This window comes from Vibrio sp. 1151_11 (genome assembly GCF_029478525.1).
GTDB lineage: Bacteria > Pseudomonadota > Gammaproteobacteria > Enterobacterales > Vibrionaceae > Vibrio > Vibrio anguillarum.
This window is the reverse complement of the sequence record NZ_SHMN01000013.1, coordinates 57,471-82,956: the sequence shown is the minus strand read 5'-3', so window position 1 is coordinate 82,956 and position 25,486 is coordinate 57,471. Positions and strand designations below refer to the sequence as shown.

Annotated in this window: 22 protein-coding genes; 15 read left to right on the top strand and 7 right to left on the bottom strand. The window is 44.0% G+C overall.

The features are described 5' to 3' along the window. Positions 1 to 17: 17 nt before the first annotated feature. On the bottom strand, positions 18 to 395 hold the full coding sequence (gene grcA / locus EXZ60_RS11220; protein WP_026027385.1) for an autonomous glycyl radical cofactor GrcA: 378 nt from the start codon (positions 393 to 395) through the stop codon (positions 18 to 20). A 298-nt stretch (positions 396 to 693) separates the two neighbouring features. Here grcA and nfo point away from each other — a divergent pair, with 298 nt between their 5' ends. From nfo to EXZ60_RS11205, 3 genes are all read left to right on the top strand, one after another. Then, positions 694 to 1,611, top strand: a complete 918-nt coding sequence (nfo, locus tag EXZ60_RS11215; protein ID WP_094124644.1) for a deoxyribonuclease IV — start codon at positions 694 to 696, stop codon at positions 1,609 to 1,611. 271 nt (positions 1,612 to 1,882) lie between these two features. After that, a complete protein-coding gene (ung, locus tag EXZ60_RS11210) occupies positions 1,883 to 2,563 on the top strand; it encodes a uracil-DNA glycosylase (protein ID WP_026027958.1) in 681 nt (226 codons plus the stop codon). 87 nt (positions 2,564 to 2,650) lie between these two features. Further along, positions 2,651 to 3,202 carry a hemerythrin domain-containing protein gene (locus tag EXZ60_RS11205; RefSeq protein ID WP_017047477.1) on the top strand — a complete coding sequence of 184 codons (552 nt, stop codon included), beginning with the start codon at positions 2,651 to 2,653 and terminating at the stop codon, positions 3,200 to 3,202. A gap of 50 nt (positions 3,203 to 3,252) precedes the next feature. Here EXZ60_RS11205 and EXZ60_RS11200 read toward each other — a convergent pair whose 3' ends face one another. Next, on the bottom strand, positions 3,253 to 3,432 hold the full coding sequence (locus tag EXZ60_RS11200) for a DUF3545 family protein (RefSeq protein ID WP_010318284.1): 180 nt from the start codon (positions 3,430 to 3,432) through the stop codon (positions 3,253 to 3,255). A 710-nt stretch (positions 3,433 to 4,142) separates the two neighbouring features. Here EXZ60_RS11200 and EXZ60_RS11195 point away from each other — a divergent pair. From EXZ60_RS11195 to deoD, 9 genes are all read left to right on the top strand, one after another. Continuing rightward, positions 4,143 to 5,567 (top strand): sodium:alanine symporter family protein, encoded by a 1,425-nt coding sequence (locus tag EXZ60_RS11195; RefSeq protein ID WP_013856119.1) that lies wholly within the window; start codon positions 4,143 to 4,145, stop codon positions 5,565 to 5,567. Positions 5,568 to 5,676: 109 nt separating this feature from the next. Further along, positions 5,677 to 6,450 (top strand): peroxide stress protein YaaA, encoded by a 774-nt coding sequence (gene yaaA, locus EXZ60_RS11190; protein ID WP_026027382.1) that lies wholly within the window; start codon positions 5,677 to 5,679, stop codon positions 6,448 to 6,450. A 16-nt stretch (positions 6,451 to 6,466) separates the two neighbouring features. Beyond that, positions 6,467 to 6,604, top strand: a complete 138-nt coding sequence (locus EXZ60_RS11185) for a DUF5363 family protein (RefSeq protein WP_013856121.1) — start codon at positions 6,467 to 6,469, stop codon at positions 6,602 to 6,604. After that, positions 6,591 to 7,379 (top strand): TatD family hydrolase, encoded by a 789-nt coding sequence (locus EXZ60_RS11180; RefSeq protein ID WP_277435718.1) that lies wholly within the window; start codon positions 6,591 to 6,593, stop codon positions 7,377 to 7,379. Before EXZ60_RS11185 ends, EXZ60_RS11180 begins: the two co-directional genes overlap by 14 nt. A 208-nt stretch (positions 7,380 to 7,587) precedes the next feature. Then, positions 7,588 to 8,847, top strand: a complete 1,260-nt coding sequence (locus tag EXZ60_RS11175; RefSeq protein ID WP_017043062.1) for a NupC/NupG family nucleoside CNT transporter — start codon at positions 7,588 to 7,590, stop codon at positions 8,845 to 8,847. A gap of 646 nt (positions 8,848 to 9,493) precedes the next feature. After that, positions 9,494 to 10,270, top strand: a complete 777-nt coding sequence (deoC, locus tag EXZ60_RS11170; RefSeq protein WP_013856124.1) for a deoxyribose-phosphate aldolase — start codon at positions 9,494 to 9,496, stop codon at positions 10,268 to 10,270. A gap of 95 nt (positions 10,271 to 10,365) precedes the next feature. Further along, a complete protein-coding gene (gene deoA, locus EXZ60_RS11165) occupies positions 10,366 to 11,727 on the top strand; it encodes a thymidine phosphorylase (RefSeq protein ID WP_017043061.1) in 1,362 nt (453 codons plus the stop codon). Positions 11,728 to 11,748: 21 nt separating this feature from the next. Next, complete coding sequence (locus EXZ60_RS11160; RefSeq protein ID WP_026027379.1) at positions 11,749 to 12,972, top strand: phosphopentomutase; 1,224 nt, start codon at positions 11,749 to 11,751, stop codon at positions 12,970 to 12,972. 79 nt (positions 12,973 to 13,051) lie between these two features. Beyond that, a complete protein-coding gene (gene deoD, locus EXZ60_RS11155) occupies positions 13,052 to 13,771 on the top strand; it encodes a purine-nucleoside phosphorylase (protein ID WP_013856127.1) in 720 nt (239 codons plus the stop codon). Positions 13,772 to 13,830: 59 nt separating this feature from the next. On the opposite strand, the gene EXZ60_RS11150 is transcribed toward deoD, so the two are convergent. After that, on the bottom strand, positions 13,831 to 14,448 hold the full coding sequence (locus EXZ60_RS11150; protein ID WP_277435717.1) for a YtjB family periplasmic protein: 618 nt from the start codon (positions 14,446 to 14,448) through the stop codon (positions 13,831 to 13,833). A gap of 187 nt (positions 14,449 to 14,635) precedes the next feature. Between EXZ60_RS11150 and serB the strand changes: the two genes are divergently transcribed. Continuing rightward, positions 14,636 to 15,616 carry a phosphoserine phosphatase gene (serB, locus tag EXZ60_RS11145; RefSeq protein ID WP_026027377.1) on the top strand — a complete coding sequence of 327 codons (981 nt, stop codon included), beginning with the start codon at positions 14,636 to 14,638 and terminating at the stop codon, positions 15,614 to 15,616. 86 nt (positions 15,617 to 15,702) lie between these two features. On the opposite strand, the gene EXZ60_RS11140 is transcribed toward serB, so the two are convergent. Then, entirely contained in the window at positions 15,703 to 18,048 is a 2,346-nt protein-coding gene (locus EXZ60_RS11140) for a PilZ domain-containing protein (RefSeq protein ID WP_019282345.1), read from the bottom strand. Between the two features lie 191 nt (positions 18,049 to 18,239). On the opposite strand from EXZ60_RS11140, the gene radA reads away from it, so the two are divergent. Further along, on the top strand, positions 18,240 to 19,619 hold the full coding sequence (gene radA / locus EXZ60_RS11135; protein WP_013856131.1) for a DNA repair protein RadA: 1,380 nt from the start codon (positions 18,240 to 18,242) through the stop codon (positions 19,617 to 19,619). A gap of 162 nt (positions 19,620 to 19,781) precedes the next feature. Further along, on the top strand, positions 19,782 to 21,875 hold the full coding sequence (fusA, locus tag EXZ60_RS11130; RefSeq protein ID WP_017043055.1) for an elongation factor G: 2,094 nt from the start codon (positions 19,782 to 19,784) through the stop codon (positions 21,873 to 21,875). A 168-nt stretch (positions 21,876 to 22,043) separates the two neighbouring features. On the opposite strand, the gene EXZ60_RS11125 is transcribed toward fusA, so the two are convergent. From EXZ60_RS11125 to EXZ60_RS11115, 3 genes are all read right to left on the bottom strand, one after another. Next, positions 22,044 to 22,256: a VF530 family protein gene (locus tag EXZ60_RS11125; protein WP_013856133.1), complete on the bottom strand. Its 213-nt coding sequence runs from the start codon at positions 22,254 to 22,256 to the stop codon at positions 22,044 to 22,046. Positions 22,257 to 22,410: 154 nt separating this feature from the next. Beyond that, complete coding sequence (locus EXZ60_RS11120; protein ID WP_277435716.1) at positions 22,411 to 24,096, bottom strand: AMP-binding protein; 1,686 nt, start codon at positions 24,094 to 24,096, stop codon at positions 22,411 to 22,413. Between the two features lie 176 nt (positions 24,097 to 24,272). Then, positions 24,273 to 25,421 (bottom strand): HD domain-containing phosphohydrolase, encoded by a 1,149-nt coding sequence (locus EXZ60_RS11115; protein WP_277435715.1) that lies wholly within the window; start codon positions 25,419 to 25,421, stop codon positions 24,273 to 24,275. Positions 25,422 to 25,486 lie beyond the last annotated feature (65 nt).

Genomic DNA, 25,486 nt, shown 5'->3' with positions numbered 1-25,486 from the left:
TCTCATCAACGCTATGATTATAGCGTCTCAGTGAAGGTACGTGCGATAACGTCACGTTGCTGTTCTTGAGTCAATGAGTTGAAACGAACAGCGTAACCAGAAACACGAATCGTCAGTTGCGGATACTTCTCAGGGTGTGCAACGGCATCTTCAAGAGTTTCACGCTTAAGAACGTTCACATTTAGGTGCTGACCGCCTTCGATGCGAGGTGCTGTTTCAATCGCAACTTCACGGCTTTCATACTCACCAAGGTCGCTGACCGCGATAACTTGATCTGCTTGGTAGCCTGCGTTAGCGGCAACGCAACGTGCTTCATTCTTTTCGTTATCGAGTAACCAGATAGAATTTAGTAGGTTGTCGTTTGCTGCTTTTGTAATTTGAATGCCTTGAATCATCACTATCTCCTAGTCCACTTAAGTGGCGTTATTGGTGTTTATTTTCTAACTTTGTTGAGTTGGTTATTATATAGCTAATATCCTTAAAATTAATATTGATTTAGGTCAAAAAACAACGATAAACATTGATAATATGGGGGTTGCTTTATTGATTTAAATCAATAAATCATTTAAAAACAATGAGTTCTACTTTTTTTTAATACATAAAATATTTTTTATTTATTGTTTTGTTGTAATTTTACTACATTTTTAGCGCGTGTTTGACCTAAGTAACAGAAAATCAGACAATTGAAGTCCAATGTTGAAAGTACAAAGTGATTTAATGACAAATAGAATTCAGGGCCGTGGAATGAAATTTATTGGTGCTCATGTATCGGCCTCTGGCGGCGTTGACCAAGCCCCATTGAGAGCGAGAGAAATTGGAGCAAATGCATTTGCTTTATTCACTAAAAACCAGCGCCAGTGGGTTGCTAAACCGCTCGAAGAGGCAACCATTCGCGCTTTTAAGGCTAACTGCCACATGCTTGGTTTTAAAAGTGAACACATTTTGCCGCATGATTCATACCTTATTAATCTGGGCGCGCCAGAAGCCGATAAGCTTGCTAAGTCACGCGAAGCTTTTATTGATGAAATGCAACGTTGCCAGCAACTGGGGCTGACGCTTCTGAATTTTCATCCGGGTAGTCACCTTAAACAAGTCTCAGAAAGTGAATGTCTTGCGACGATTGCAGAATCGATAAACCTTGCACATCAAGCCGTGCCTGAGGTCGTTGCTGTGATTGAAAACACCGCAGGGCAGGGGACGAATCTAGGCTGGCGTTTCGAACATTTAGCCGAAATTATCCAGCAAGTTGAGGATAAATCGCGAGTAGGTGTGTGCCTTGACACGTGTCATACTTTTACTGCAGGTTATGATTTGCGCACAGTTGAGGCGTGCGAGGCAACCTTTTCAGAGTTTGATAGCGTGGTTGGAATGCACTACTTACGTGCAATGCACATCAACGACTCAAAGGCAAAGTTTGCCAGCCGTGTTGACCGCCATCATTCTCTAGGGGAAGGCGAAATTGGTTGGCCATGCTTTGAATTTATTGCCAAAGATTCAAGGTTTGATGGTATCCCATTGATTTTAGAAACAATCGATCCAGACATTTGGGCCCAAGAAATTCAAACATTAAGAGATCTACACGCACAATCGGTGGATTCAGTAGCATCTTAAATAAGTTGGCATCTTTCTTTCATAAAGACAAAGGCATAGCCGCGTCAAAATGAAGGAGGATGTCACTATGTTTCATATGATCTCACGTTCACCATCAATAGCTCGACCACCAGTCCGATTGCCTATACCTAACCGACATGTGAACGGTCAAGGGCATACACGAACGCCACAAAAATCACATTAACTGGCAAAAGCTCTGTGACATTGACTCATGCAGTGGTGGCTTTTTATGGTTACAATGCTGTAATTAGTTAATTTGCAGAGCGTTGTTATGACTCAATCATTGACTTGGCACGATGTTATCGGCCATGAAAAACAGCAGGAGTATTTTCAACAGACGATAGCGTTTGTTGAAAAGGAAAGGCTGGCGGGGAAAGTGATTTATCCACCTGCTGCTGACGTGTTTAATGCGTTTCGTTTTACCGAATTTGGCGATGTTAAGGTTGTGATTTTAGGGCAAGATCCTTATCACGGGCCAAATCAGGCTCATGGGTTATGTTTTTCGGTGTTACCCGGCGTTAAAACCCCACCTTCACTGGTGAATATCTACAAAGAGCTGGTGCAAGATATCCCCGGTTTTGTTACTCCTCAGCACGGTTACCTAAAAAGTTGGGCCGAGCAAGGGGTGCTATTGCTCAATACCGTATTGACTGTTGAACAAGGTATGGCGCATTCGCACGCTAATACTGGTTGGGAAACCTTTACCGACCGGGTGATTGAGGCGGTAAATCAGCAGCGTGAAGGTGTTGTTTTCCTGTTGTGGGGTTCACACGCGCAGAAGAAAGGCAGCATGATTGATCGCAGTAAACATCATGTATTAGTAGCACCGCATCCTTCTCCTCTTTCTGCGCATCGAGGCTTTTTGGGCTGTAAACATTTTTCAAAGACTAATCAATTACTTATTGAACAGGGGAAAGCGCCTGTGAATTGGCAACCCGTATTGGATAAGTGATTAATTGATGTTTTTTCGAGCAGGGTCAAAACAAGCACGCTGAAGCTTTTATACACTTATCTAAAATAAGTGTAATGGAGAAGCACAATGATGATTGAAAGGATCCGTAGAGAACACGGGTATATGGCGCGTTTGCTTGCCATTTTGCGAGATAAACAACGGCAATTGAGTAATGAACAAAGTATCAACTACTCTTTAGTGAGAGAGATTATTGACTACTTGGCGACACATTCAGAGTCAGTACACCACCCCAAAGAAGATATTCTCTATCACTATTATATTGATCATTATGGTCAACATAATGATATTCAAAATTTAGCGAGAGAACATGTAGAACTTTCTGAGAAAACGCATGCTTTTCTAGAGATAGTCGATATGATTTTGCAAGATGCAGTTGTACCACAGCACGTGTTCATCGAGCAGCTTGATGCATTTATTTCTTCCCAGAAGCGTCATCTGGAGTTAGAAGAACAATCGGTTTTACCCTTGATCAGCCGCACCTTTAATGTGACTGATTGGCAAGCGGTGGAGGCGAGCTGGCAACAATCCGAAGATGATCCAGTATTTGGTGAGACAATTGCGGAGCAGTACCAACAATTAGCTCACCGAGTTCGACAAACCGCACAAGAGTGCCAGTAATCTCTGCTGATTCAGTTAAACAAAAAGGCACTGTTGAAGTGCCTTTTTACTCAGAGTTTTATTTGATCAGCCTCGAAGCAGACATCCATCTCCATCAATTCTCTTTGTAACCGTTTTTGATCCTGAATCGCTTCAATTTCTCGCCACATTCTTTTTACTGGTTTAGTGCGACTAGAGCGGAGTTTTGTGATTTCCATTTCCAACATTTCGTCAAATTGCAAGCTTTCCATAAGCAACCTCTTGTTGTTGTTATTACGCCATGTCGTGCTCTCTAGATAGCACAGTTTTCGCTAGCCTAGCTATGATTTGTTTCTCATTTGTTTCCTTTTGATGAACCTTTTATTGGATTTTGACCAGAATTTCACAGTTTCAGTGGGATTCTTTAGTACAAAAAGGGAGCGGTTAAGCGACGCAAACGATTTTATTTGCATTTTGAAATGTTAAATAAATGTTGTTTTGGAAATTTACAATTGCCTAGTTGGTTGTTTTATGAACATTCAATAAAAAATTATCATAAATTTATGCAAGATTTAGTGGTGAAACTGATTAGCCCTTTATTCTCAAGGGGTGAGATTAAGTGAGTGCAACTGGGTTTTTATGGTTGTTTTTTATCTTTCAATGCTTCCAGTTTGGGTCGTTTTGGTTGCCAATCTGTTGCTGTATTGGTTTGTTAAATGTTAATTAAAGGTGATTTTATAGTGAAAAATAACATTTTAACTAAACTTGTTGCATATTGATTTTTGTTCTTTCAGGTTGCATTATCCGCCCGTCAAAAATACGTTGCCCCTTCAAAAGTTGAGACTCCTCACTTTTTGGACGAATAAAATGCATTGCATAATATCGATAAAAACATGCTGGTTAGAACGTTGACTCGCAGCATGTGCATTTTTTCGTGAAGCTTTTCGCTTAGGTCAGCGCTATCACTCTATGAGAGGTTCTTGTGACAGACTTAATCAATTTAATGAATGATTTACTTTGGGGATCCATCCTTGTTTATCTTTTAGTCGGTGTTGGTGTGTACTTCACCGTTCGCCTAGGATTCATTCAATTTCGCCATTTCGGCCACATGTTTAGTGTGTTGAAAAACAGCCGCAAAGCAGATAAAGCCGGTATTTCTTCTTTCCAAGCACTTTGTACTAGCCTTGCTGCGCGTGTTGGTACGGGAAACATGGCCGGTGTAGCTGTTGCTTTAACGGCGGGTGGTCCAGGCGCGATTTTCTGGATGTGGTTGATTGCTATGCTTGGTATGGCGACTTCATTTGCTGAAAGCACGTTGGCTCAGCTATACAAAACCCGTGACAAAGATGGTAACTACCGCGGTGGCCCTGCGTACTATATGGAAAAAGGCCTTGGTATGCGTTGGATGGGTGTCCTGTTTTCCATCTTCCTGATTATTGCTTTTGGCCTAGTATTCAATGCCGTTCAAGCTAATTCAATTGCAGGAGCTATGAAAAATGCTTTTGGATTTGATCCGCTGTATGTCGGTATCTTCATCGTTGCAATTTCGGCTTTCGTCATTTTTGGTGGTATCCGTAAAATTGCGCGTACCGCTGAGTTGATTGTACCTTTCATGGCGTTAGCTTACTTAGCGATTGCGATGTTTGTCATGGTCACTAATATAGAAAAGCTACCAGCCGTATTAAGCCTTATTTTCAAAAGTGCATTTGGCCTTCAAGAAGCGGCCGCAGGCGGTTTAGGTTACGCGATTGCTCAAGCCATGATTAACGGCATCAAACGCGGTCTGTTTTCCAATGAAGCGGGTATGGGTTCAGCACCTAATGCAGCGGCTTCTGCAACGCCTTATCCGCCGCATCCTGCTTCTCAAGGTTACGTGCAAATGTTGGGTGTTTTTATTGATACGATTGTGATCTGTTCAGCAACCGTCGCCATTATTTTGATGTCGGGTGAATATGTACCGCACGGTGAAATTACCGGTATCGAGCTGACTCAGCGCGCATTAAGCTCACAAGTGGGCAGTTGGGGTGGGATTTTTGTTGCTTTTGCGATTTTCTTCTTCGCCTTTACTTCAATTATTGCCAACTACTCTTATGCCGAAACGAACCTGATTTTCTTAGAGCACAACAATAAGAAAGGGTTAACGTTGTTCCGTATTGTTTTCCTTGCCATGGTGATGTTTGGCTCATTGGCGACCTTGCCTACCGTATGGGCAATGGCTGATGTCTCGATGGGGTTAATGGCGATTGTTAACTTGGTGGCGATCATTCTGCTCTCTGGCATTGTGATTAAGCTCGCGAAAGATTATAACCGTCAGCTAGCCGCAGGTAAGGTTCCCACCTTCGATGCTAATGATTACCCTGAGTTAAAATCTCAGTTGGAAGATGGCATTTGGTACAACAACAAATAGCCGGTTATCGTTACTGACGATTAAATAGATTGAAAAAGCCATGCAGACACCGCATGGCTTTTTTTGTACTCTGTGAGCCATAAAATAAGAATAGAAAGGAAGGAAAATTATGCTCATTGTTGTTTCCCCAGCCAAGACGTTAGATTACGAATCCCCGTTGGTGACAAGCAAATATACTCAGCCGGAGCTTATTGACCATTCAGCTCAGTTGATCGATGTTTGCCGTCAATTGACTCCTGCCGACATCTCAGCGTTGATGAAAGTGAGCGATAAAATCGCTGGGCTCAACGTGGCTCGCTTTGCGCAGTGGAGCCCAACCTTCACGTTGGATAATGCACGTCCCGCCATTTTGGCGTTTAAAGGGGATGTTTATACAGGATTTGAAGCAGAAACATTATCGGATGCCGGATTTGAACATGCACAACAGCATTTAAGAATGCTCTCTGGCTTGTATGGTGTATTAAAACCACTGGATCTGATGCAACCGTACCGTTTAGAGATGGGCACGAGATTGGGTAACCCGAGGGGGACTAACCTGTACCAGTTTTGGGGGGATATCATTACCGATAAACTCAATCAAGCTCTGAAAGAGCAAGGCGATGATGTGTTGATTAATCTCGCTTCCAACGAGTATTTTAAAGCGGTTAATCCGAAAAAACTTAAGGGGAGCATCATTACTCCGGTATTTAAGGATTGTAAGAAAGGGCAATACAAAGTCATTAGCTTCTATGCTAAGAAGGCTCGTGGCATGATGGCGCGCTACATTATCGATAAACAAATCTCTTCTGTAGAGCAATTGGCTCAGTTTGACAGTGCTGGCTACTATTTTGTAGAACAGGAGTCATCAGCAACTGAGTTGGTCTTTAAACGCGAAGAGCAGTGATGTAAGAGAGGCGGTTATGTGGCAGTGGTTGAAAAAGCAGGTTGCGCGTTATGATCGCTGGTGTGAGAACATGGGTTTAACACCAGATAAAAAACGTAGCTGTGTTCCTTATCGTCAAGATCCTGTTCAGAGTAAAGAACGTGAACGAGAATAAGAAGCTGCGTTTATTTGATACGCATTGCCATCTCGATTTTTCTATCTTTGAGCGTGAGTTTGAACACCATTTACATTTAGCTCGCCAGCAGGGGGTTGAGAAAATAGTGATTCCCGCCGTTGGTCCAAGTAACTGGCAACGAGTGGCCGAGCTTGCTAACGGTTATCCTGAACTCTATTTTGCTCTCGGGTTCCATCCCTGTTTTTTATCAACCTCTTCCCCTGCGGATATCGACGAGCTTGAGCAAAAGCTACTTCAAAAACCAGCTCAATGCGTGGCTCTGGGGGAGTGTGGCTTAGATTTTGCGACTGATATTGCTCCCGCTTTGCAAGAAACAATGTTTGAAATGCAACTAGAGCTTGCGAAACGAGCCAGACTTCCATTGATATTACACAGCCGCAAAGCGCACAACCGCCTTATACAACTGTTAAAAAAACATCAATTTAGCCAAGGTGGAGTGCTGCATGCTTTTTCTGGCAGCGTTCAACAGGCAAACCAGTTTATTGAACTGGGTTTTAAGATTGGCGTGGGTGGTGTTATTACCTATCCAAGAGCCAACAAAACCCGTCTTACTATTGCGGCACTCCCCATCGAAAGTTTAGTGCTAGAAACAGATGCTCCTGATATGCCACTCAATGGTTTTCAAGGGCAAGCGAATCACCCACAAAAACTGCCGATTATCCTGCAAACGCTTGCGTTGCTGAAGAACCAATCAGAGCAAACGGTTGCTGATGTTTTGTGGAAAAACAGCCATTCTCTGTTCTTTCCGGTGTGAATAAATTCGAAATGAAATGTAGGTTTAATGATTCTAGTGTCAGTAAACATTGAACGTGCTCACATAAATGAGTGAATGGGCAGTGAATCTTATAAGAAAGTGTGAGGCTGGCATTACTTTATCTTAGTGGTGATGAGTATAATCACCCCGCTTCATGAGCTCCATTTTATAACACGCCAACAATAACCTAATAAGGAAATCATAAACTATGAGCCTGTTTATGAGCCTAGTCGGTATGGCAGTTCTGCTAGGACTTGCAGTTCTACTGTCTGATAACCGCAAAGCTATCAATCTAAGAACAGTGGGTGGCGCTTTTGCTATCCAATTTATTATCGGTGGTTTCGTTCTTTACGTACCATGGGGTCGTGATCTCCTTGCAGGTTTCTCTGCGGGTGTTCAAAACGTCATCGACTTCGGTAAAGACGGTACTGGTTTTCTATTCGGCAGCCTAGTTAACTTTTCAGTTGACGGTATTGGCTTCATCTTTGCTTTCCAAGTTCTACCTACTCTAATCTTCTTCTCGGCACTTATCTCTGTGCTTTACTACATTGGCGTTATGCAATGGGTAATTAAGATTCTAGGTGGTGGTTTACAAAAAGCACTCGGTACCTCTCGTGCGGAATCGATGTCTGCTGCAGCCAACATTTTCGTAGGTCAAACAGAAGCGCCACTCGTGGTTCGTCCGTTTGTACCTAAAATGACTCAATCTGAGCTGTTTGCAGTAATGTGTGGTGGTTTGGCTTCAGTTGCGGGTGGTGTACTTGCTGGTTACGCATCGATGGGTGTGCCGCTAGAGTACCTTGTTGCGGCCTCTTTCATGGCAGCACCGGGTGGTCTACTGTTTGCAAAAATCATCAAACCAGAAACCGATACTCCAGACGAAGAACTGGGTAGCGATATGGATGGCAATGATAAACCTGCCAACGTAATCGATGCTGCTGCAGGTGGTGCTTCTGTTGGTCTGCAACTTGCGCTGAACGTAGGTGCAATGCTACTTGCCTTCGTTGGTCTAATCGCCTTAGTTAACGGTATGCTTGGTGGTGTGGGTGGTTGGTTCGGTATGCCTGAACTGACTCTAGAACTACTGCTTGGTTGGCTTTTCTCTCCATTAGCATTCCTGATTGGTGTGCCATGGGAAGAAGCAACGCTAGCGGGCTCTTTCATCGGTCAAAAACTGGTTGTAAACGAATTTGTTGCTTATCTAAACTTCGTACCTTACGTGGGTGATAACGCACAGATCGTTGCTGCTACTGGTGCAGTGATGTCTGAGAAAACTCAAGCTATCATCTCATTTGCACTGTGTGGCTTTGCCAACCTTTCTTCTGTTGCGATTCTACTCGGTGGTTTAGGTGGTCTTGCTCCTAACCGTCGTCACGATATCGCGAAGATGGGTGTAAAAGCCGTTTGTGCTGGTACACTGTCTAACTTAATGGCAGCAACCATTGCTGGCTTCTTCCTTTCTTTCTAATTAAACAAGAGAAAGAGATATAGACGCCGTTTAACATCGCCCCGTAGCAAGAGATTGCTGCGGGGCTTTTTTGTTTTGGCGAAAGGAATACTTTGATTCACTCTTTAGTCGGGTGGTCAGTGTTTATCACCTCAAGCTCTCTTTTATAAGTTAGCTTTTAATGGATAGATCAGAGTTTATCGGTAAACGAGATTATCGTTGACGCTGATCTTTTTTGAGATACAAACCGTTTGCTCTATGAATGACGCTACAGTTTTGTAGTGAAAATCTATACTGTATCAGTGAGATTCATTTTCAATAGAAGAGTGAAGATATCAGCTAGCGCCAATCAATACATGGAGTATGATTTGACGCAAAGGCAGCCCGTTTTATCATGTCGTGTTGCTTTGATATAAATTAGATACGGGTATAAGTTACACACGGATATACGTTAGACACGGCGATGAGTGCAAATAAGTGGCATATCATGGTTGTGCCATAGGCCAAATTGGTACTGTGCGGTGACAGGGATAGCAATTGAAATGCAAGTGCATTTCGAGTCTTCAAGGAACCAAGTCCGTTCATTTGTGGCTAGCAAGCCATCTCGCTCTTAACACTGAGCGTGGTTTACTAGTGAACTATTTGAATATATTGATCGGAGATAGAAATGAGCGATTTAAAAGCAGCCGCACTACGTGCACTGAAATTGATGGATTTGACTACGCTAAACGATGATGACACGGATGCGAAAGTGATTGCCCTTTGTCATGATGCCAAAACGGCTGTAGGTAATACCGCTGCAATTTGTATTTACCCTCGCTTTATTCCTATTGCGAAGAAGACACTTCGTGAGCAAGGCACGCCAGAGATTCGTATCGCAACCGTTACCAACTTCCCACACGGTAATGATGATATTGAGATTGCCGTTGCGGAAACTAAAGCCGCTGTTGCGTACGGTGCTGATGAAGTCGACGTTGTGTTCCCTTACCGCGCATTAATCGCCGGTAATGAGCAAGTCGGTTTTGATCTTGTTAAGCAATGTAAAGCCGCGTGTGGTGACATTCTGCTTAAAGTGATCATCGAAACTGGTGAGCTAAAAGAAGAAGCATTAATCAAAAAAGCGTCTCAAATCTGTATTGAAGCGGGCGCTGATTTCATCAAAACCTCAACGGGCAAAGTCCCTGTGAATGCAACACCAGAATACGCACGCATGATGCTAGAAGTGATTCGCGATATGGGCGTTGCCAAAACTGTAGGTTTTAAACCTGCGGGCGGTGTACGCACAGCGCAAGATGCTGCATTGTATCTCGCGATGGCTGATGAGCTACTTGGCGCAGATTGGGCCGACAGCATGCACTACCGTTTTGGGGCCTCAAGCCTGCTAACCAATCTTTTGAATACATTAGAAGTAACAGACCAAAAAGCCGATCCAGCTGCGTATTAATTATGCGCTGAAGTAGGACTGATAATAATAAGTCTGACTCGCGGAGCTGAGCCATCAGCTCCGCATTACCTCTTTACCTTACTGACCAAAGCATTATGCTTGGGAGGCAACTAATGTATTCAACTCAAACTTTTTTACCTCAAGAAATCATTCGCAAAAAGCGTGACGGCGAGATCCTCACCACCGAAGAAATTAACTTTTTTATTCAAGGTGTGGCGAATAATACCGTCTCTGAAGGCCAAATTGCGGCCTTTGCTATGACAATTTTCTTCAATGAAATGACTATGCCAGAGCGCATTGCACTGACGTGCGCCATGCGTGATTCTGGGATGGTGATCAACTGGGATGCGATGAACTTCGGTGGTCCTATCGTTGATAAACACTCAACTGGCGGCGTGGGCGATGTTACTTCGCTGATGCTTGGCCCCATGGTTGCAGCCTGCGGTGGTTTTGTTCCTATGATTTCAGGGCGCGGCCTTGGTCATACGGGCGGCACGCTGGATAAATTGGAGTCGATTCCCGGTTATAACATCACGCCAAGTAATGACGTATTTGGTCAAGTAACCAAAGAAGCGGGCGTTGCTATCATCGGCCAAACGGGTGATCTCGCGCCAGCGGATAAACGCGTATACGCCACACGTGACATTACCGCAACGGTCGACAATATTTCACTCATCACCGCCTCGATTCTTTCTAAAAAATTAGCCGCTGGGTTAGATTCCTTGGTGATGGATGTCAAAGTCGGTTCTGGCGCATTTATGCCGACTTACGAAGCTTCTGAAGAGTTGGCTAAATCTATCGTCGCAGTGGCTAACGGCGCCGGTACGAAAACCACGGCTATTTTGACGGATATGAACCAAGTGCTGGCCTCTTCGGCAGGTAATGCCCTTGAAGTGCGTGAAGCGGTACGCTTTTTAACTGGTGAATATCGCAACCCTCGCTTACTGGAAATTACCTTGGCCTCTTGCGTTGAGATGTTGTTGTTAGGCAATTTAGCAAAAGACAGCAATGATGCTCGTGCGAAACTGATGTCCGTTCTTAATAACGGAAAAGCGGCTGAATGCTTTGGCAAAATGGTCAAAGGCTTAGGCGGCCCCGCTGATTTTGTTGAAAATTACGATCACTATCTTGAAAAAACCGAGCTGGTTAAGCCCGTTTACGCTCTAGAAAGTGGCGTCGTATCGGCAATGGATACTCGCGCGATTGGCATGGCCGTGGTGGAGATGGGCGGTGGACGCCGCGTCGCAACTGACACCATTGATTACGCGGTTGGGTTTGACCAATTTATTCGCCTAGGTGACGTTGCCGATAGCAGCAAGCCGTTGGCGGTGATCCATGCGCGTAATGAAGCGCAATGGCAACAAGCGGCCAAAGCATTACAAAGCGCCATTCAAATTGGCGGAGAATACACACCAACACCCGATGTCTACGGCCAAATTCGCGCAGAAGACGTATAAAAATATCGGTTGGAGAGAGCAATGAAAAGAGCATTTATTTTAGTATTAGATTCATTTGGTATCGGCGAAACCGCTGATGCACCACAATTTGGTGATGTTGGCGCTGACACTTTGGGCCACATCGCAGACCAATGTGCTAAAGGCGAAGCGAATAATGCGGATCGCCAGGGACCATTGACGCTGCCAAACTTATCGAAACTGGGGCTTGCCATGGCGCATAAAGAGTCAACGGGGCGTTTTGCTCCGGGGCTTGATGCCAACGCTGATATTATCGGTGCGTACGGCCACGCAGCTGAGCTTTCATCAGGTAAAGATACTCCTTCGGGTCACTGGGAAATTGCTGGTGTTCCTGTACTGTTTGAATGGGGTTATTTCAGCGATAAGCAAAATAGTTTCCCGAAAGAGCTGACAGATCGCATTATTGAACGCGCAGGTTTGGATGGTTTTCTTGGTAACTGCCATGCATCAGGCACTCAGGTTTTAGATGATTTGGGTGAAGAGCACATGAAAACGGGTAAACCGATTTTCTATACCTCAGCTGACTCAGTGTTCCAAATAGCTTGTCACGAAGAGACGTTTGGTCTTGATCGTTTGTTAGAACTTTGCCAGATCGCACGTGAAGAATTGGCGGATTACAACATTGGCCGCGTGATTGCGCGCCCGTTCATTGGCCCGAAAGCGGGAGAATTTGCTCGTACTGGCAACCGTCGCGATTTATCCGTTGAGCCGCCAGCGGCGACCGTGCTGCAAAAATTGGTTGATGAGAAGCAAGGTAACGTGGTTTCTATTGGTAAAATTGCCGATATTTACGCCTACTGCGGCATCACTCATAAAGTTAAAGCGACAGGCATCCCAGCTTTATTTGATGCAACACTAGAACAAATCAAACAAGCGAAAGATAACACCATCGTCTTCACTAACTTCGTTGATTTTGATTCCGCTTATGGTCATCGCCGTGATGTAGCGGGCTACGCTGCGGCACTGGAGTACTTTGACAAGCGTCTGCCACAAGTGCTTGAGTTAATGGAAGAGGACGATGTACTTATTCTTACAGCGGACCATGGTTGCGATCCAACTTGGCCGGGTACGGATCATACGCGCGAGCATATTCCAGTCTTGATTTATGGGCATAAAGTGGCCCCCGGTTCATTGGGCCGCCGTGAGACGTTTGCTGATATTGGTCAGTCACTGGCGCACTATTTCGGTACGTCTGCGATGGATTACGGCACCAATTTCTTACAGTAAGCGTAGCGATTCATTTTTTGAGGATGAATAGAGAGATCACTCTCTATTCTTTGGTCAATTTAGATAAAGGATACTTTTAATGGCAACTCCACATATTAATGCTGAAATGGGTGCATTTGCAGACGTCGTTTTAATGCCGGGTGACCCACTTCGCGCAAAATACATCGCAGAAACTTTCCTTGATGATGTGGTTCAAGTGTGTGATGTCCGTAACATGTTTGGTTATACAGGTACATACAAAGGTCGTAAAATTTCGGTAATGGGCCATGGCATGGGGATCCCTTCATGCTCAATTTACGTGACGGAACTTATCAAAGATTTTGGCGTGAAAAAAGTGATCCGTGTCGGAAGCTGTGGTGCGGTCAGCGACGATATTAAAGTGCGTGATGTTGTGATTGGTATGGGTGCTTGTACCGATTCCAAAGTTAACCGCATCCGTTTTAAAGACCACGACTTTGCTGCGATTGCCGATTACAAAATGGTTAAAGCCGCAGAAGAAGCGGCTACGGCGCGTGGTATTAACGTGAAAGTGGGTAACTTGTTCTCCGCAGAGCTTTTCTACACGCCAGATCCAGAGATGTTCGATGTTATGGATAAATACGGCATTGTTGGTGTAGAAATGGAAGCGGCAGGAATCTACGGCGTAGCGGCGGAATATGGCGCAAAAGCACTGACGATTTGCACTGTCTCTGATCACATCAAAACTGGCGAGCAAACGACTTCAGAAGAGCGTCAAAACACTTTCAATGAAATGATTGAAATTGCGTTAGATTCAGTATTGATTGGCGACGCTCAATAATATGCTTTTATAAAAAAACCTCAGTGTCGCAACTGAGGTTTTTTTATTTACAAAGCCTGCTAAGTCATATCATCCACATTCTGTAGCAGCAGGTTCTCACCACCACTTTTCGGTTTTCGACGCAGTAGTAGCAGCGTGAGCAATACACCGCTGACAAAGCTGGTTAGCAGCATGAGATACATGTAGCGATCACTTTTACGATAGTGGTGATCTGAAATCGCCGTGACGCGGCCAGTTTCAAAAGTAATGCGGATAAAACCAATGATACTGCTTTCATGATAGACAGGCTCAACCAGTTGCTGACGGCCAATGCTGGCCGTGCGCAGTGGTGTATCCAATCCTAATACTTCGCGTACGCTTAACGCGTTATCGCTGGCGGCTAATTTGACCCCTTCGGAATCATAAATGGTGGCATCAAACACCAGTTTGTCTTGAGCTAACTGGTTGGTAAGGGCTAGCAGGCGCTCTTGATCTTGCTCTGATATCATGCTGCCCGCAGATAATGATGCCTGTGAAATCAAAATCTTAGTTAATGTTTCTAGTTGGTTGGCCTGAATTCGTTCGTTACCTTTACTGATCACAACGCTGTTTTTTACGGTAAAGAAGAACATGCCTGCTAATAAAATGACGGTAAGCACACGAATTGCGACGCGAAATGAAAATAAAGAGCCGTCCATAACCCACCTGATTGGATAAATAAAAACTTTACTCATATTGAGACTTGCGTTTTTAAATTGCAATAGGGTAACGTCAGGGGCATACACCCATTTATTGATACTCGAGCATTGAATCGAGTTGATCCCATTTTGCTTGTGGTGCGTTTAAGCAGGCTGAAGGAAAAGGATTGATTAAGGAATGATAAACATGGATGCCCTCAAAACATTGCCGATCAAAAGGCACACAACGCTGCTCAACCGCTTGCCTGAAACTCGTTTCTCTTCACAATTTGACAAAGCAAAAGCAAGTTGGATTGTTTTTGCACCTTATCTCTCCACTCAACATTTTGATGATATTGACTTTTTTACCGGTTACTACAACGCTGTCCTCGATATATGGAAAGTGGGGCATTATGAAGTGGCGCTGATGTCAGGTGAGCTGACGACAGAGCACGAGAAAATTTTACAAGGGCTCGAAATTGATTATGCCCGTTTGTGTGAAGTACCAGACCTTTCTAAACCGGGTTTGATTGTGATGGATATGGACTCCACGGCGATTCAAATTGAATGCATTGATGAGATAGCTAAGTTAGCGGGTGTCGGAGAGGAGGTAGCCGAAGTCACTGAGCGAGCGATGCAAGGTGAATTGGATTTTGAGCAAAGCTTGCGTCAGCGGGTTGGCAAACTTGCTGGTGCCGATGAGTCGATTCTTGAAGCGGTTCGCTCTACATTACCCATGATGCCCGATTTACGTGAACTGGTAGCAACACTGCATGCATTGGGGTGGAAAACGGCGATTGCATCCGGTGGCTTTACCTATTTTTCAGATTATTTAAAAAGCGAACTGCAACTTGATCATGCGCAATCCAATACGTTGGAAATTGTTGATGGCAAGCTTACTGGTCAAGTGCTAGGTGATGTTGTTTCGGCACAAACCAAAGCCGATATTTTGGTTGAGTTAGCACAACGTTATGAGATTGAATTACACAATACTGTCGCGGTTGGCGATGGGGCGAATGATTTAGTTATGATGGCTGCAGCGGGGCTAGGAGTTGCTTATCATGCTAAACCTAAAGTTGAAGAAAAAGCACAAGCGGCGGTCCGTTTTGCAGGCCTTGGTGGCGTGCTCTGTATTCTCTCTGCCTCATTGGTGAAGCAGCAAAAACTCAGTTGGAAAGTGAAGCCTTAAGTAAAGCTAAAAAGCAAGAGATAAGAGAGTGAGCGATGCCCACTCTCTCTTTTACCCACACTCTCTTTTACAAAAGTCAGTCGCTTTTACAAGGTCAGCTCTAAGCGGATCAATACTTCTTCTGTAATATCGATCACCTCTCCATAACCAATGATTGAGGTGATCTCTTTTTCTAGCGTACGAGCGTGATGAAGACTAATTTGTGCCAACTCATTGAGATCACTGCGCAGCAGCGTAGTGATTGGGTCAAAGACGGGTGCACTGCAAATCCTCAAGATGTAAATTTCACCCATGTGCTGCGCTTTTTGAATGAAATCAATACGCTCTTTAGTGTTTTCAAAATCACTTAATAATTTCGATTGGATTGATTGAATACGCGTGCCAAATTTGATTGCCGCAATATAAACGTCGTGATATTGCGGTATCGCTCCTTCAATGCGCCGCATCGGTTTAGCCAGTAGCGTATTGGTGTGACCTTTGAATATTGGCTCTAACGTGATGCGATTTTCTTGGCCTAATTTAGCCAGTAACACCAGATGAGGCGGCAAGGGATAATTCACGCCAATCACTTTAGGGCGTAAATTTGCACCGTGTTTATCAACGAAAATCGGCGAACTTATCATCTTATCAAGCAAAATGTTGTGCAACCCTTCCAGCAAGTTATGACTTGGTAGCACTTCTTCTTTCTGTAACAACTTATCTTGATTGTTTTCAATAATGCTATTGAAAAAAGCGATTGTTTTGATGGTATGTATATTTTCTTCTATCACCAATTGTAGACGCCGACCTTCGGGCCCAATACGAATGACATTATAGGGAAGGCTATGCAGTGGCAGCTTTTTGTCGTAAAGCTGTAATTCGTGGTAATTGATGGTGACGTTATCGCCTGCTTTCACGGGCAGTGGTGTATCCACAATAATACTTAAACCACGTTTGGATAAATCAATCGTGTGGCCAGTTGCATTTACCCCAGATCCTGAAGTGATAGTCAGCGGTGTCTTGAATTGGTAACGAGGCTCTTTTCTACGCGAGCGAGCATCAAAATAAATGCCTGTAGGTTGACCAATGATCTGCCTTGGATGACGAAATTTATTGAGTTCGCTATTGGGTAAATTGGGTTTGTCAGTCAATAGGTAATCTTTTGCCGAATCCTCATCGCCAATTTCTTGTAAAACGCCACAGTGCGTTAAGTGGCTTGAGCGATCTGACAATTCATGGGCATGAACCGCAAGTTCTTGACGCTCTTCATCCGAGAGTTCAAAGACAAATAAGCGAAACGCTTTCCAACTTTGTCGACGAGCGCCAACATGCCAAAACATTTTTCTTTGTTCACGGTTAGCCTCTGGCATCATCATTGAAAAAAAGAGCGTTTTTTCCTGATGTTCATGCTTGAAAGCATAAAGCACATTATTGCTACCCCGCATCCCCGGCTTGGTTAACTGTTCCATCCGCTCTTTATTGAATAACGAACCGAGTGCTTGTTGATTACGCTCGTCGTGCCAGTATTGCCAGATCGGTTGGTTATTTTCAGTCAGCAGTACTAACTTCAACTCACTGCCACTAAAAAACACTGGTAAGTTACAGGTGTGTTTTAAATAGGTGTGCTCGTAACCACGGGTTCGAGCTCGGATGAGTTTATCTTGGTTATCGTGGCGTGCTTTTTGAGTGTTATTTTGCAGCGATTCAGTAATCACTTTTTCGATGATGTTAGTGTCGGAAAGTTTTAGTGTACGCAGAAATTTCACGGCATCGTTATCGTAAGACTCATCAATACCTAAAATACGATATTCAATGGCGTGGTGCAGTCCAACCACTTCTGACGTTTTGTTGAGTTCGGAAAAATAGACTTTGATCACCTCACCGAGCTTGTAGTTAAAAGCGGCGGGAACTTTAAATTTTGCACCCGAAACGGATAGATCAACACTGAGGCCATTGACCAGCTGTTTACTAGGTAGGTGAATTTCAACTTGTGAGGTGACTTTTAAGCGATTTTCTTGACGCTTGAGATCATAACCAAGCTTAATTGGCTCAGCCTCAAAAAACGTACTGCCACCACCGTCTTTTTGTGGGTTTTGGGCACCACGTTGTTGCATCACACGGAAGTTGTTTGGCGTATTGTTTAATGCTTCCCATACACCTTCCGTGTACGCACCAAATTTTTTGACCCCTTTGTGATACGCGTTAAAGGCCACATCGTCGAACCAATGTTTGCGGCCATCTAATTCATATTCTCGGCATTCCCCTTGTACCCGACCTCGTAAGTCAATACTTTTAACACAAGGAGCCATGATGCGATTGAGCTCCATTTTGACCAGTAATTTTGCCGACGGTGATTCATCTTCTGTCATTTGTGAAAGAAGGTATTCAAAATCAGGTAAACGGTAAGCTGGGATCAAACGCTCTGCGATTGATAGAATTTCAGATTGCTGCATACTTTTCTGTTAGAGTGTCCGTCTCAAAGATTAATCGGCATCGTTATCATAATCTTTAGTTATCTGTTGCGAAGGTTCAACCTTTATTTAAACGTAAATCAACCTATATCACTTCATGATTACTTAACAGTTTAATCTTTAAGCTTGAAAAGTATAGGTTACCAACAAGAAACAGGAATTGTTGAGGAAGCATGGCAAAAGCAAAACGCGCCTATGTATGTAATGATTGCGGCGCAGATTTTCCGCGTTGGCAAGGTCAATGTAGTGCTTGTGGTGCATGGAATACTATCACCGAAGTACGCTTGGCAGCATCGCCGCAGGTTGCACGTAATGAGCGACTAGGTGGTTACGCTGGGGCGGTAACGGAATCACAAGTCCAAGTGCTGTCGGATATTAATCTGCAGGAAGTCCCACGGTTTTCTAGCGGCTTTAAAGAGTTGGACCGTGTATTGGGTGGTGGTGTCGTACCCGGCGCGGCGATTTTAATCGGTGGTAACCCTGGCGCTGGGAAATCGACTTTATTGCTGCAAACCATGTGTCAGCTCGCGGCGTCAATGCCTGCTTTGTATGTCACGGGTGAAGAATCACTTCAGCAAGTCGCGATGCGAGCCTCTCGTCTTGGCTTACCTAAAGATAAGCTTAAAATGCTGTCGGAAACCAATGTAGATCGCATTTGCCAAATCGCTGAAAAAGAGCAGCCCCGCATCATGGTCATAGACTCAATTCAAGTGATGCATGTGGCCGACGTCCAATCCTCTCCCGGTACGGTGGCACAAGTGCGCGAGTCTGCGACAACGCTCACACGCTACGCTAAGCAAAATAACGTTGCCGTATTTTTAGTCGGACACGTTACTAAAGACGGTTCTTTGGCTGGTCCAAAAGTGCTAGAGCATATTATTGACTGCTCGGTATTGCTCGACGGAGGGACTGATAGTCGTTTTCGTACATTGCGCAGTCACAAGAACCGATTTGGTGCGGTCAATGAACTCGGCGTTTTTGCCATGACGGGACAGGGCTTGCGTGAAGTGAGTAATCCTTCTGCCATTTTCCTTTCGCGAGGCGAAGAAGATACTTCGGGCAGTTCGGTGATGGTTGTATGGGAAGGAACGCGTCCACTGCTAGTGGAGATCCAAGCACTGGTTGACTATTCACAATTAGCAAACCCAAGGCGAGTCGCCGTTGGGCTTGAGCAAAATCGCTTATCTTTATTATTGGCTGTGCTTCACAAGCACGGTGGCTTACAAATGTCCGATCAAGATGTGTTTGTTAATGTGGTTGGTGGCGTTAAAGTGACGGAAACAAGCGCCGACTTAGCACTTCTCATGGCACTGCTTTCAAGCTTCAGAGATAAACCACTTGCTAAAGATGTTGTCGTGTTTGGCGAAGTCGGTTTGGCCGGAGAAATTCGCCCAGTACCTAGTGGTCAAGAGCGATTAAATGAAGCATTTAAACATGGTTTTAAGAAAGCAATTATTCCGATGGCGAATATGCCTAAAGGTGGAATACCTGGCATGCAATTGCACGGTGTGAAGAAATTATCTGAAGCAATTGAAGCATTTGATGAGTTATAAATCTTAATTAAACTCGCCTCTTTTACGGTTATGACCTATATTTCACCGACAGTTCGTAACCGTACTATATTTTTTTTCAAGCAAGCGTATGCAAGGGTATCAGTCTTGACAGATTGTGATATACTCTGCGCGCACTTTATACCTTATTAACAGAGTAAGACAATGGCAGATTTATCAAAATACAGAAACATTGGTATTTTCGCGCACGTTGATGCCGGTAAAACCACTACCACTGAGCGTATTCTTAAGCTTACTGGTAAAATCCACCGTACAGGTGAAGTACACGATGGCGCTTCTACCATGGATTTCATGGATCAAGAAGCTGAACGCGGTATCACAATTCAATCAGCAGCGACGACTTGTTTCTGGAAAGATCACCGTTTTAACGTTATCGATACTCCTGGGCACGTTGACTTCACAGTTGAAGTTTATCGTTCTCTGAAAGTTCTTGATGGCGGTGTTGGTGTATTCTGTGGTTCTGGCGGTGTTGAACCTCAGTCAGAAACTAACTGGCGTTACGCGAACGATTCAGAAGTAGCTCGTCTGATCTTCGTAAACAAACTAGACCGTATGGGTGCAGACTTCTTCCGCGTTGTAGGACAAGTGAAGAAAGTTCTTGGCGCAAACCCACTTGTTATGACTCTTCCAATTGGTCGTGAAGACGAATTCGTTGGCGTTGTTGACGTATTAAATCGTCAAGCTTACGTTTGGGATGATTCAGGTCAGCCAGAAAACTACGAAATCAAAGAAATTCCAGCAGACATGGTAGAGCAAGTTGAAGAATACCGTGAAATGCTAATCGAAACTGCAGTAGAGCAAGACGACGAGCTAATGATGGCTTATATGGAAGGCGAAGAGCCAACTATTGAGCAACTAAAAGCTTGTATCCGTAAGGGTACTCGTGAATTAGCGTTCTTCCCTACATTCTGTGGTTCAGCATTCAAAAACAAAGGCATGCAACTTCTACTAGATGCCGTTGTTGATTATCTTCCAGCTCCAGCTGAAGTTGTACCTCAAGATCTGACTGATCCTGAAACAGGTGAGCCTACTGGTAAAGTTGCAACAGTTTCTGTTGATGAACCATTCCGCGCACTTGCGTTCAAGATCATGGACGACCGTTTTGGTGCCCTAACGTTTATCCGTATTTATTCTGGTAAACTGAAGAAAGGTGACACCATTCTTAACAGTGCTACTGGTAAGACTGAGCGTATTGGCCGTATGGTTGAGATGCACGCGAACGATCGTAACGAACTTGATTCCGCTCAAGCGGGTGATATCATCGCTATCGTTGGTATGAAAAACGTGAAAACTGGTCACACTCTATGTGATCCTAAACACGAATGTACTCTTGAGCCAATGATTTTCCCAACGCCTGTAATCTCTATCGCTGTTGCTCCTAAAGACAAAGGCGGTTCTGAGAAGCTAGGTATTGCGCTAGGTAAAATGGTTTCAGAAGATCCATCATTCCAAGTTGAGTCTGATGAAGAAACTGGCGAAACCATCCTAAAAGGTATGGGTGAACTTCACCTAGATATCAAAGTTGATATCCTTAAGCGTACACACGGCATTGATCTTATCGTTGGTGCTCCTCAAGTTGCTTACCGTGAAACTATCACTAAAGCAATTGAAGACAGCTATACGCATAAGAAACAGTCTGGTGGTTCTGGTCAGTTCGGTAAGATCGACTACCGTATCAAACCAGGTGAGCCAAATTCAGGTTTCACGTTCAAATCAGTAGTTGTTGGTGGTAACGTACCTAAAGAATTCTGGCCTGCTGTAGAGAAAGGCTTTAAGTCTATGATGGACCAAGGTGTTCTTGCTGGGTTCCCTGTACTAGACGTTGAAGTTGAACTGTTCGACGGTGGCTTCCACGCAGTTGACTCATCTGCAATCGCATTTGAAATCGCAGCGAAAGGTGCATTCCGTCAATCTATGCCTAAAGCTGGCGCTCAACTTCTAGAGCCAATTATGCACGTTGACGTGTTTACTCCAGAAGATCACGTTGGTGATGTTATCGGCGACCTTAACCGTCGTCGTGGCATGATTAAAGATCAAGAAGCTGGCGTAACAGGTGTACGTATTAAAGCGAACGTTCCTCTATCTGAAATGTTTGGTTATATCGGTCACCTACGTACAATGACATCTGGTCGTGGTCAGTTCTCTATGGAGTTCTCACACTACGCTGCATGTCCTGCAAACGTTGCAGAGCAAGTTATTGCTGACGTTAAAGCACGTAAAGAAGCAGATAAGAAGTAATTCTTAAAAGCTAAGCTGAACGTAAAAAGCCCCACCAGTGAAAGCTGGTGGGGCTTTTTTATGTAACAACGAAATAGAAAAGGGCATAAAAACCGATAAAAGCAGAACCGATAAAAGTGGAAACTGCCGGGCGAAGGTAGTTTATGCTACTCAATTCATATCGTTTAGTTAGCCCTTAAGGTTGATATAGATTTCTTCAACTTTAATACGTGCCCATTCAGTTTTACGTAAAAACTTCAAGCTTGATTTAATACTCGGATCCTTTTTAAAGCAGTTAATATTGACCATGTAGCTGAGCTCTTCCCAGCCATAGTATTCAACGAGATCCGTGAGTAGTTTTTCTAAAGTGACCCCATGCAGCGGGTTATTATCTTGTGTCATGATTCAATTATTCAATAGCGTTATTTAAGCTAAGTATAGCAGGCACAGGAGTTAAATTAGGACAAAATATTAGGCAATATAGGAGGTTGTTAGTGTGAAAACTTGGTGTATTGGCAGGTTAGAGGCTAAGTCCAACCTGCTCAATTAGAATGGATTACTCTTCCCAAACAACCAGTTGTCCTTTTGGCCAATTGTGCCCCATTTCATGATATTTCTGTTCTAATACATGCCGCTTGATTTTTAAGGTAGGAGTGAGGACACCATTTTCGATTGACCATGGCTCCTTTATCATTAGCACGCCTTTGATTTGCTCATGCGATTCCAATTCCTCATTCATCCGCTTAATGACTTTTTGAGTAGTACGCTCATAACGAACGCGATCAAAATGAGGGAAATTATGTGGAACAACCAGCAAAATAGGGGCGGGAAGCCCTAAGCCAATCAGACACATCATCTCGACTCGAGTGTATTCGAACAGTTTATTTTCGATAGGTACGGGAGCCACAAACTTGCCTTTGGCTGTTTTAAAGGTATCCTTTTTGCGCCCTTGAATGGTGAGATAACCTTCAGCATCAATAAAACCGATATCGCCAGTATGTAGCCATCCTTCTCTGTCGAAAGACTCTTGCGTTGCGATATCATTTTTATAGTAGCCTGAAAATAGCCCTTTGCTGCGGACCATAATTTCGCCATCGTTAGCGATTTTTAGCTCAATTCCCGGCCCCGTTTGTCCAACAGAACCTATTTTATCTGATCTAAATGGGTAGTTGAGAGTGCTATAAGCAAAAGATTCTGTCATGCCCCAAGCTTCGGTAATGTTCAGCCCAATTTGGTGATACCACTCTAATAACGCCGGTGATACGGGAGCCGAGCCACAACCAAGCACACGTGCTTGATCAAGCCCTAAGCCGTCAGCAAGTTTCTTCTTAATCAGCGTGCTTACAAAAGGGATCTTTAGCAGAAAATTGAGCTTTTTCTGCGGTAATTTGTCTTGAATGCGTTGCTGAAATAGAGTCCATAACCTTGGTACTGAGATAAAGAGCGTCGGGCGCTGCATTTTGACATCGTCAATAAAGGTGTCTAATGATTCAGGGAAAGCCGTTTGTACCCCACCCATGATGGAAGAGCCAAAAATATAAACACGTTCAGTAATATGAGCTAAAGGGAGGTAGGAAAATAAACGGTCGTTTTCTTGAATGCCAATGTGGTTTATAAGCTGTTGAGCTGACCAGCTAAATGCACCGTAGGTCAGCATAGCCCCTTTCGGCAAGCCCGACGTGCCCGATGTATAGACTAAAGACATCAACTTGTTGTCATAATGTACAGGGCGTTCTGTGCTTGGCGGATAGTGCTCAATCAATTTTGTAAACAGGTGATCGCAAGTGGGAGCTGAATCATAGGGTAGTGCAATACTGATGATATCTGGCAAATGGTTCAATACTTGTTGGGTGGCTTGGCCGTTATCGAGTTTACCTACAATCACTATTTTTGTTTCGCTATGGGTGAGACAGTATTCGATGGTGTCGGCGCCAGCCGTTGGAAAAATGGGAACACTGACAAAGTCGCCGAGCATCATTGCGAGATCACACACAAACCATTCAGCGCAGTTTTTGGAAATGAGTGCAATTTTATCTTGGGGTTTTGCCCCTAGCGCTTGTAGCGCCGAGGCGAGCCTGAGTGCTTTGTCGGCCACTTCAGCATAGGTGTATTCAACAAATTTTCGGTTAATAATTTGTCTTAAATAAACTTGGTTGGGGCGTTCCGCTGCCCATTTCAAGATCATTTCATTCGGTGGTGGGAGAGCACAAGTTGCTTTGCTTAACTCGTTAGGCTGGATCATTCTCTAACTCCATGTTATTGGCAAAAATATTATTATTTTTATGTTAATGTTTTGTTAACTCTAGCATGGTGGAATGGTTAGGTAAAAGAAGATTGTAGTTACTAAACGTTAAAGTTGCGCGCTGGATTCACTTTCTTATTTTGACACTATTAACTCAGAGTGACGTTTATTTCTGTTCAGTTGAATCTATCCTTCGGGTCAATTTCTGGGTGGGTATCAATCACTTGTTTTAAGTACTCTTGATGATAGCGAAGGGCATTGACACAGTGTTTATCAAGCTTGCCGCTCACGACCATTTTTTCCAGTTCGAGAAGGGCAAAAGGAACAGACCAAGCTTGTTTGTATGGACGATGGCTTGTTAAGGCATCAAAGACGTTGGCAACAGCAATAATGCGTGCCGATATCGGGATATTGTCTTGCATTAGGCCGTAAGGGTAGCCACTGCCATCCAAAAACTCATGATGATAAGCGACGATCTCTTTTAATATGGATATGCAAGGGTGATCAGGTGTACCTATGTCATCAATAATTTGATTAATGATTTCAATACCTTTTTCTATGTGGCTATACAGTTGAGCACGCTCTGGTTTATCTAATGTATTCGGGTTAAGTAATAAGCTTGTCGGTAGGGCAAGTTTGCCTATGTCGTGATAGCGCGAAAACTGGATAATGTTATCAATGGTTTCATCATCCAGTTGATAAATGTCAGCAACCTCAGTAGCGATGACTTTGGCATAACAGCTAATACGTTCTTTATGCTCTTTCGATTCCAGTTGATGCTCTGGGGAGCGCGCTTGAGTCAAATTTACAGTCTCTAAAATAGTGTGGACTAAATCGTATTCAGAGCAAACTGCAAAGCGAATCATCTCAATAAAAGGTTCTACATTCTGCTTTACCTGTTCTGTAAACAAATGGCTTTGACACGAGTTGAGGAAAATAAAGCCAATAAATGCTTGCTGGTGGTAAGTCGGAATCGCCAGTGATGAACAATAACCTTGCTCAATTAGCCAGCGAGTATGAGGATAGTCTGGCTTCAATTGGATTGGGATATTTTCAACGCTACGACTCTGGCCGTTTTGTGCGCATTGCTTAAGGACTGGAAGCTCAGCAAGTGGAAACTCGTAATGTATAAGCTCGCCCCCGTGAAAGGTGCTGTCGGCGTAGGTTTTCAAATTATCATGATGATGGTCGTATAGCGCAAAAGAGATACGGTCAATCTCTGGGACTTTGACTTGCATTCGTTGGTGTATGTTAGCCAGTTGCTTATTGAGTGGACCAACATGTGGAAAATAGGCGTGCTCGCAACCTTTGCTATGCGTATCCATCGCGTGTTCCTCTGCGCTACAGGGTCTCCAAGGTTGAAATGGAGAGGCTCTTCTAATTGATAAGT

Bases quoted from the DNA above. Each gene is read 5' to 3' on its own strand.
- grcA (WP_026027385.1), bottom strand. From the start codon at position 395: ATGATTCAAGGCATTCAAATTACAAAAGCAGCAAACGACAACCTACTA.
- nfo (WP_094124644.1), top strand. From the start codon at position 694: ATGTTGAAAGTACAAAGTGATTTAATGACAAATAGAATTCAGGGCCGT.
- ung (WP_026027958.1), top strand. From the start codon at position 1,883: ATGACTCAATCATTGACTTGGCACGATGTTATCGGCCATGAAAAACAG.
- EXZ60_RS11205 (WP_017047477.1), top strand. From the start codon at position 2,651: ATGATGATTGAAAGGATCCGTAGAGAACACGGGTATATGGCGCGTTTG.
- EXZ60_RS11200 (WP_010318284.1), bottom strand. From the start codon at position 3,432: ATGGAAAGCTTGCAATTTGACGAAATGTTGGAAATGGAAATCACAAAA.
- yaaA (WP_026027382.1), top strand. From the start codon at position 5,677: ATGCTCATTGTTGTTTCCCCAGCCAAGACGTTAGATTACGAATCCCCG.
- EXZ60_RS11185 (WP_013856121.1), top strand. From the start codon at position 6,467: ATGTGGCAGTGGTTGAAAAAGCAGGTTGCGCGTTATGATCGCTGGTGT.
- EXZ60_RS11175 (WP_017043062.1), top strand. From the start codon at position 7,588: ATGAGCCTGTTTATGAGCCTAGTCGGTATGGCAGTTCTGCTAGGACTT.
- deoC (WP_013856124.1), top strand. From the start codon at position 9,494: ATGAGCGATTTAAAAGCAGCCGCACTACGTGCACTGAAATTGATGGAT.
- deoA (WP_017043061.1), top strand. From the start codon at position 10,366: ATGCTTGGGAGGCAACTAATGTATTCAACTCAAACTTTTTTACCTCAA.
- EXZ60_RS11160 (WP_026027379.1), top strand. From the start codon at position 11,749: ATGAAAAGAGCATTTATTTTAGTATTAGATTCATTTGGTATCGGCGAA.
- deoD (WP_013856127.1), top strand. From the start codon at position 13,052: ATGGCAACTCCACATATTAATGCTGAAATGGGTGCATTTGCAGACGTC.
- EXZ60_RS11150 (WP_277435717.1), bottom strand. From the start codon at position 14,448: ATGGACGGCTCTTTATTTTCATTTCGCGTCGCAATTCGTGTGCTTACC.
- serB (WP_026027377.1), top strand. From the start codon at position 14,636: ATGGATGCCCTCAAAACATTGCCGATCAAAAGGCACACAACGCTGCTC.
- EXZ60_RS11140 (WP_019282345.1), bottom strand. From the start codon at position 18,048: ATGCAGCAATCTGAAATTCTATCAATCGCAGAGCGTTTGATCCCAGCT.
- radA (WP_013856131.1), top strand. From the start codon at position 18,240: ATGGCAAAAGCAAAACGCGCCTATGTATGTAATGATTGCGGCGCAGAT.
- fusA (WP_017043055.1), top strand. From the start codon at position 19,782: ATGGCAGATTTATCAAAATACAGAAACATTGGTATTTTCGCGCACGTT.
- EXZ60_RS11125 (WP_013856133.1), bottom strand. From the start codon at position 22,256: ATGACACAAGATAATAACCCGCTGCATGGGGTCACTTTAGAAAAACTA.
- EXZ60_RS11120 (WP_277435716.1), bottom strand. From the start codon at position 24,096: ATGATCCAGCCTAACGAGTTAAGCAAAGCAACTTGTGCTCTCCCACCA.
- EXZ60_RS11115 (WP_277435715.1), bottom strand. From the start codon at position 25,421: ATGGATACGCATAGCAAAGGTTGCGAGCACGCCTATTTTCCACATGTT.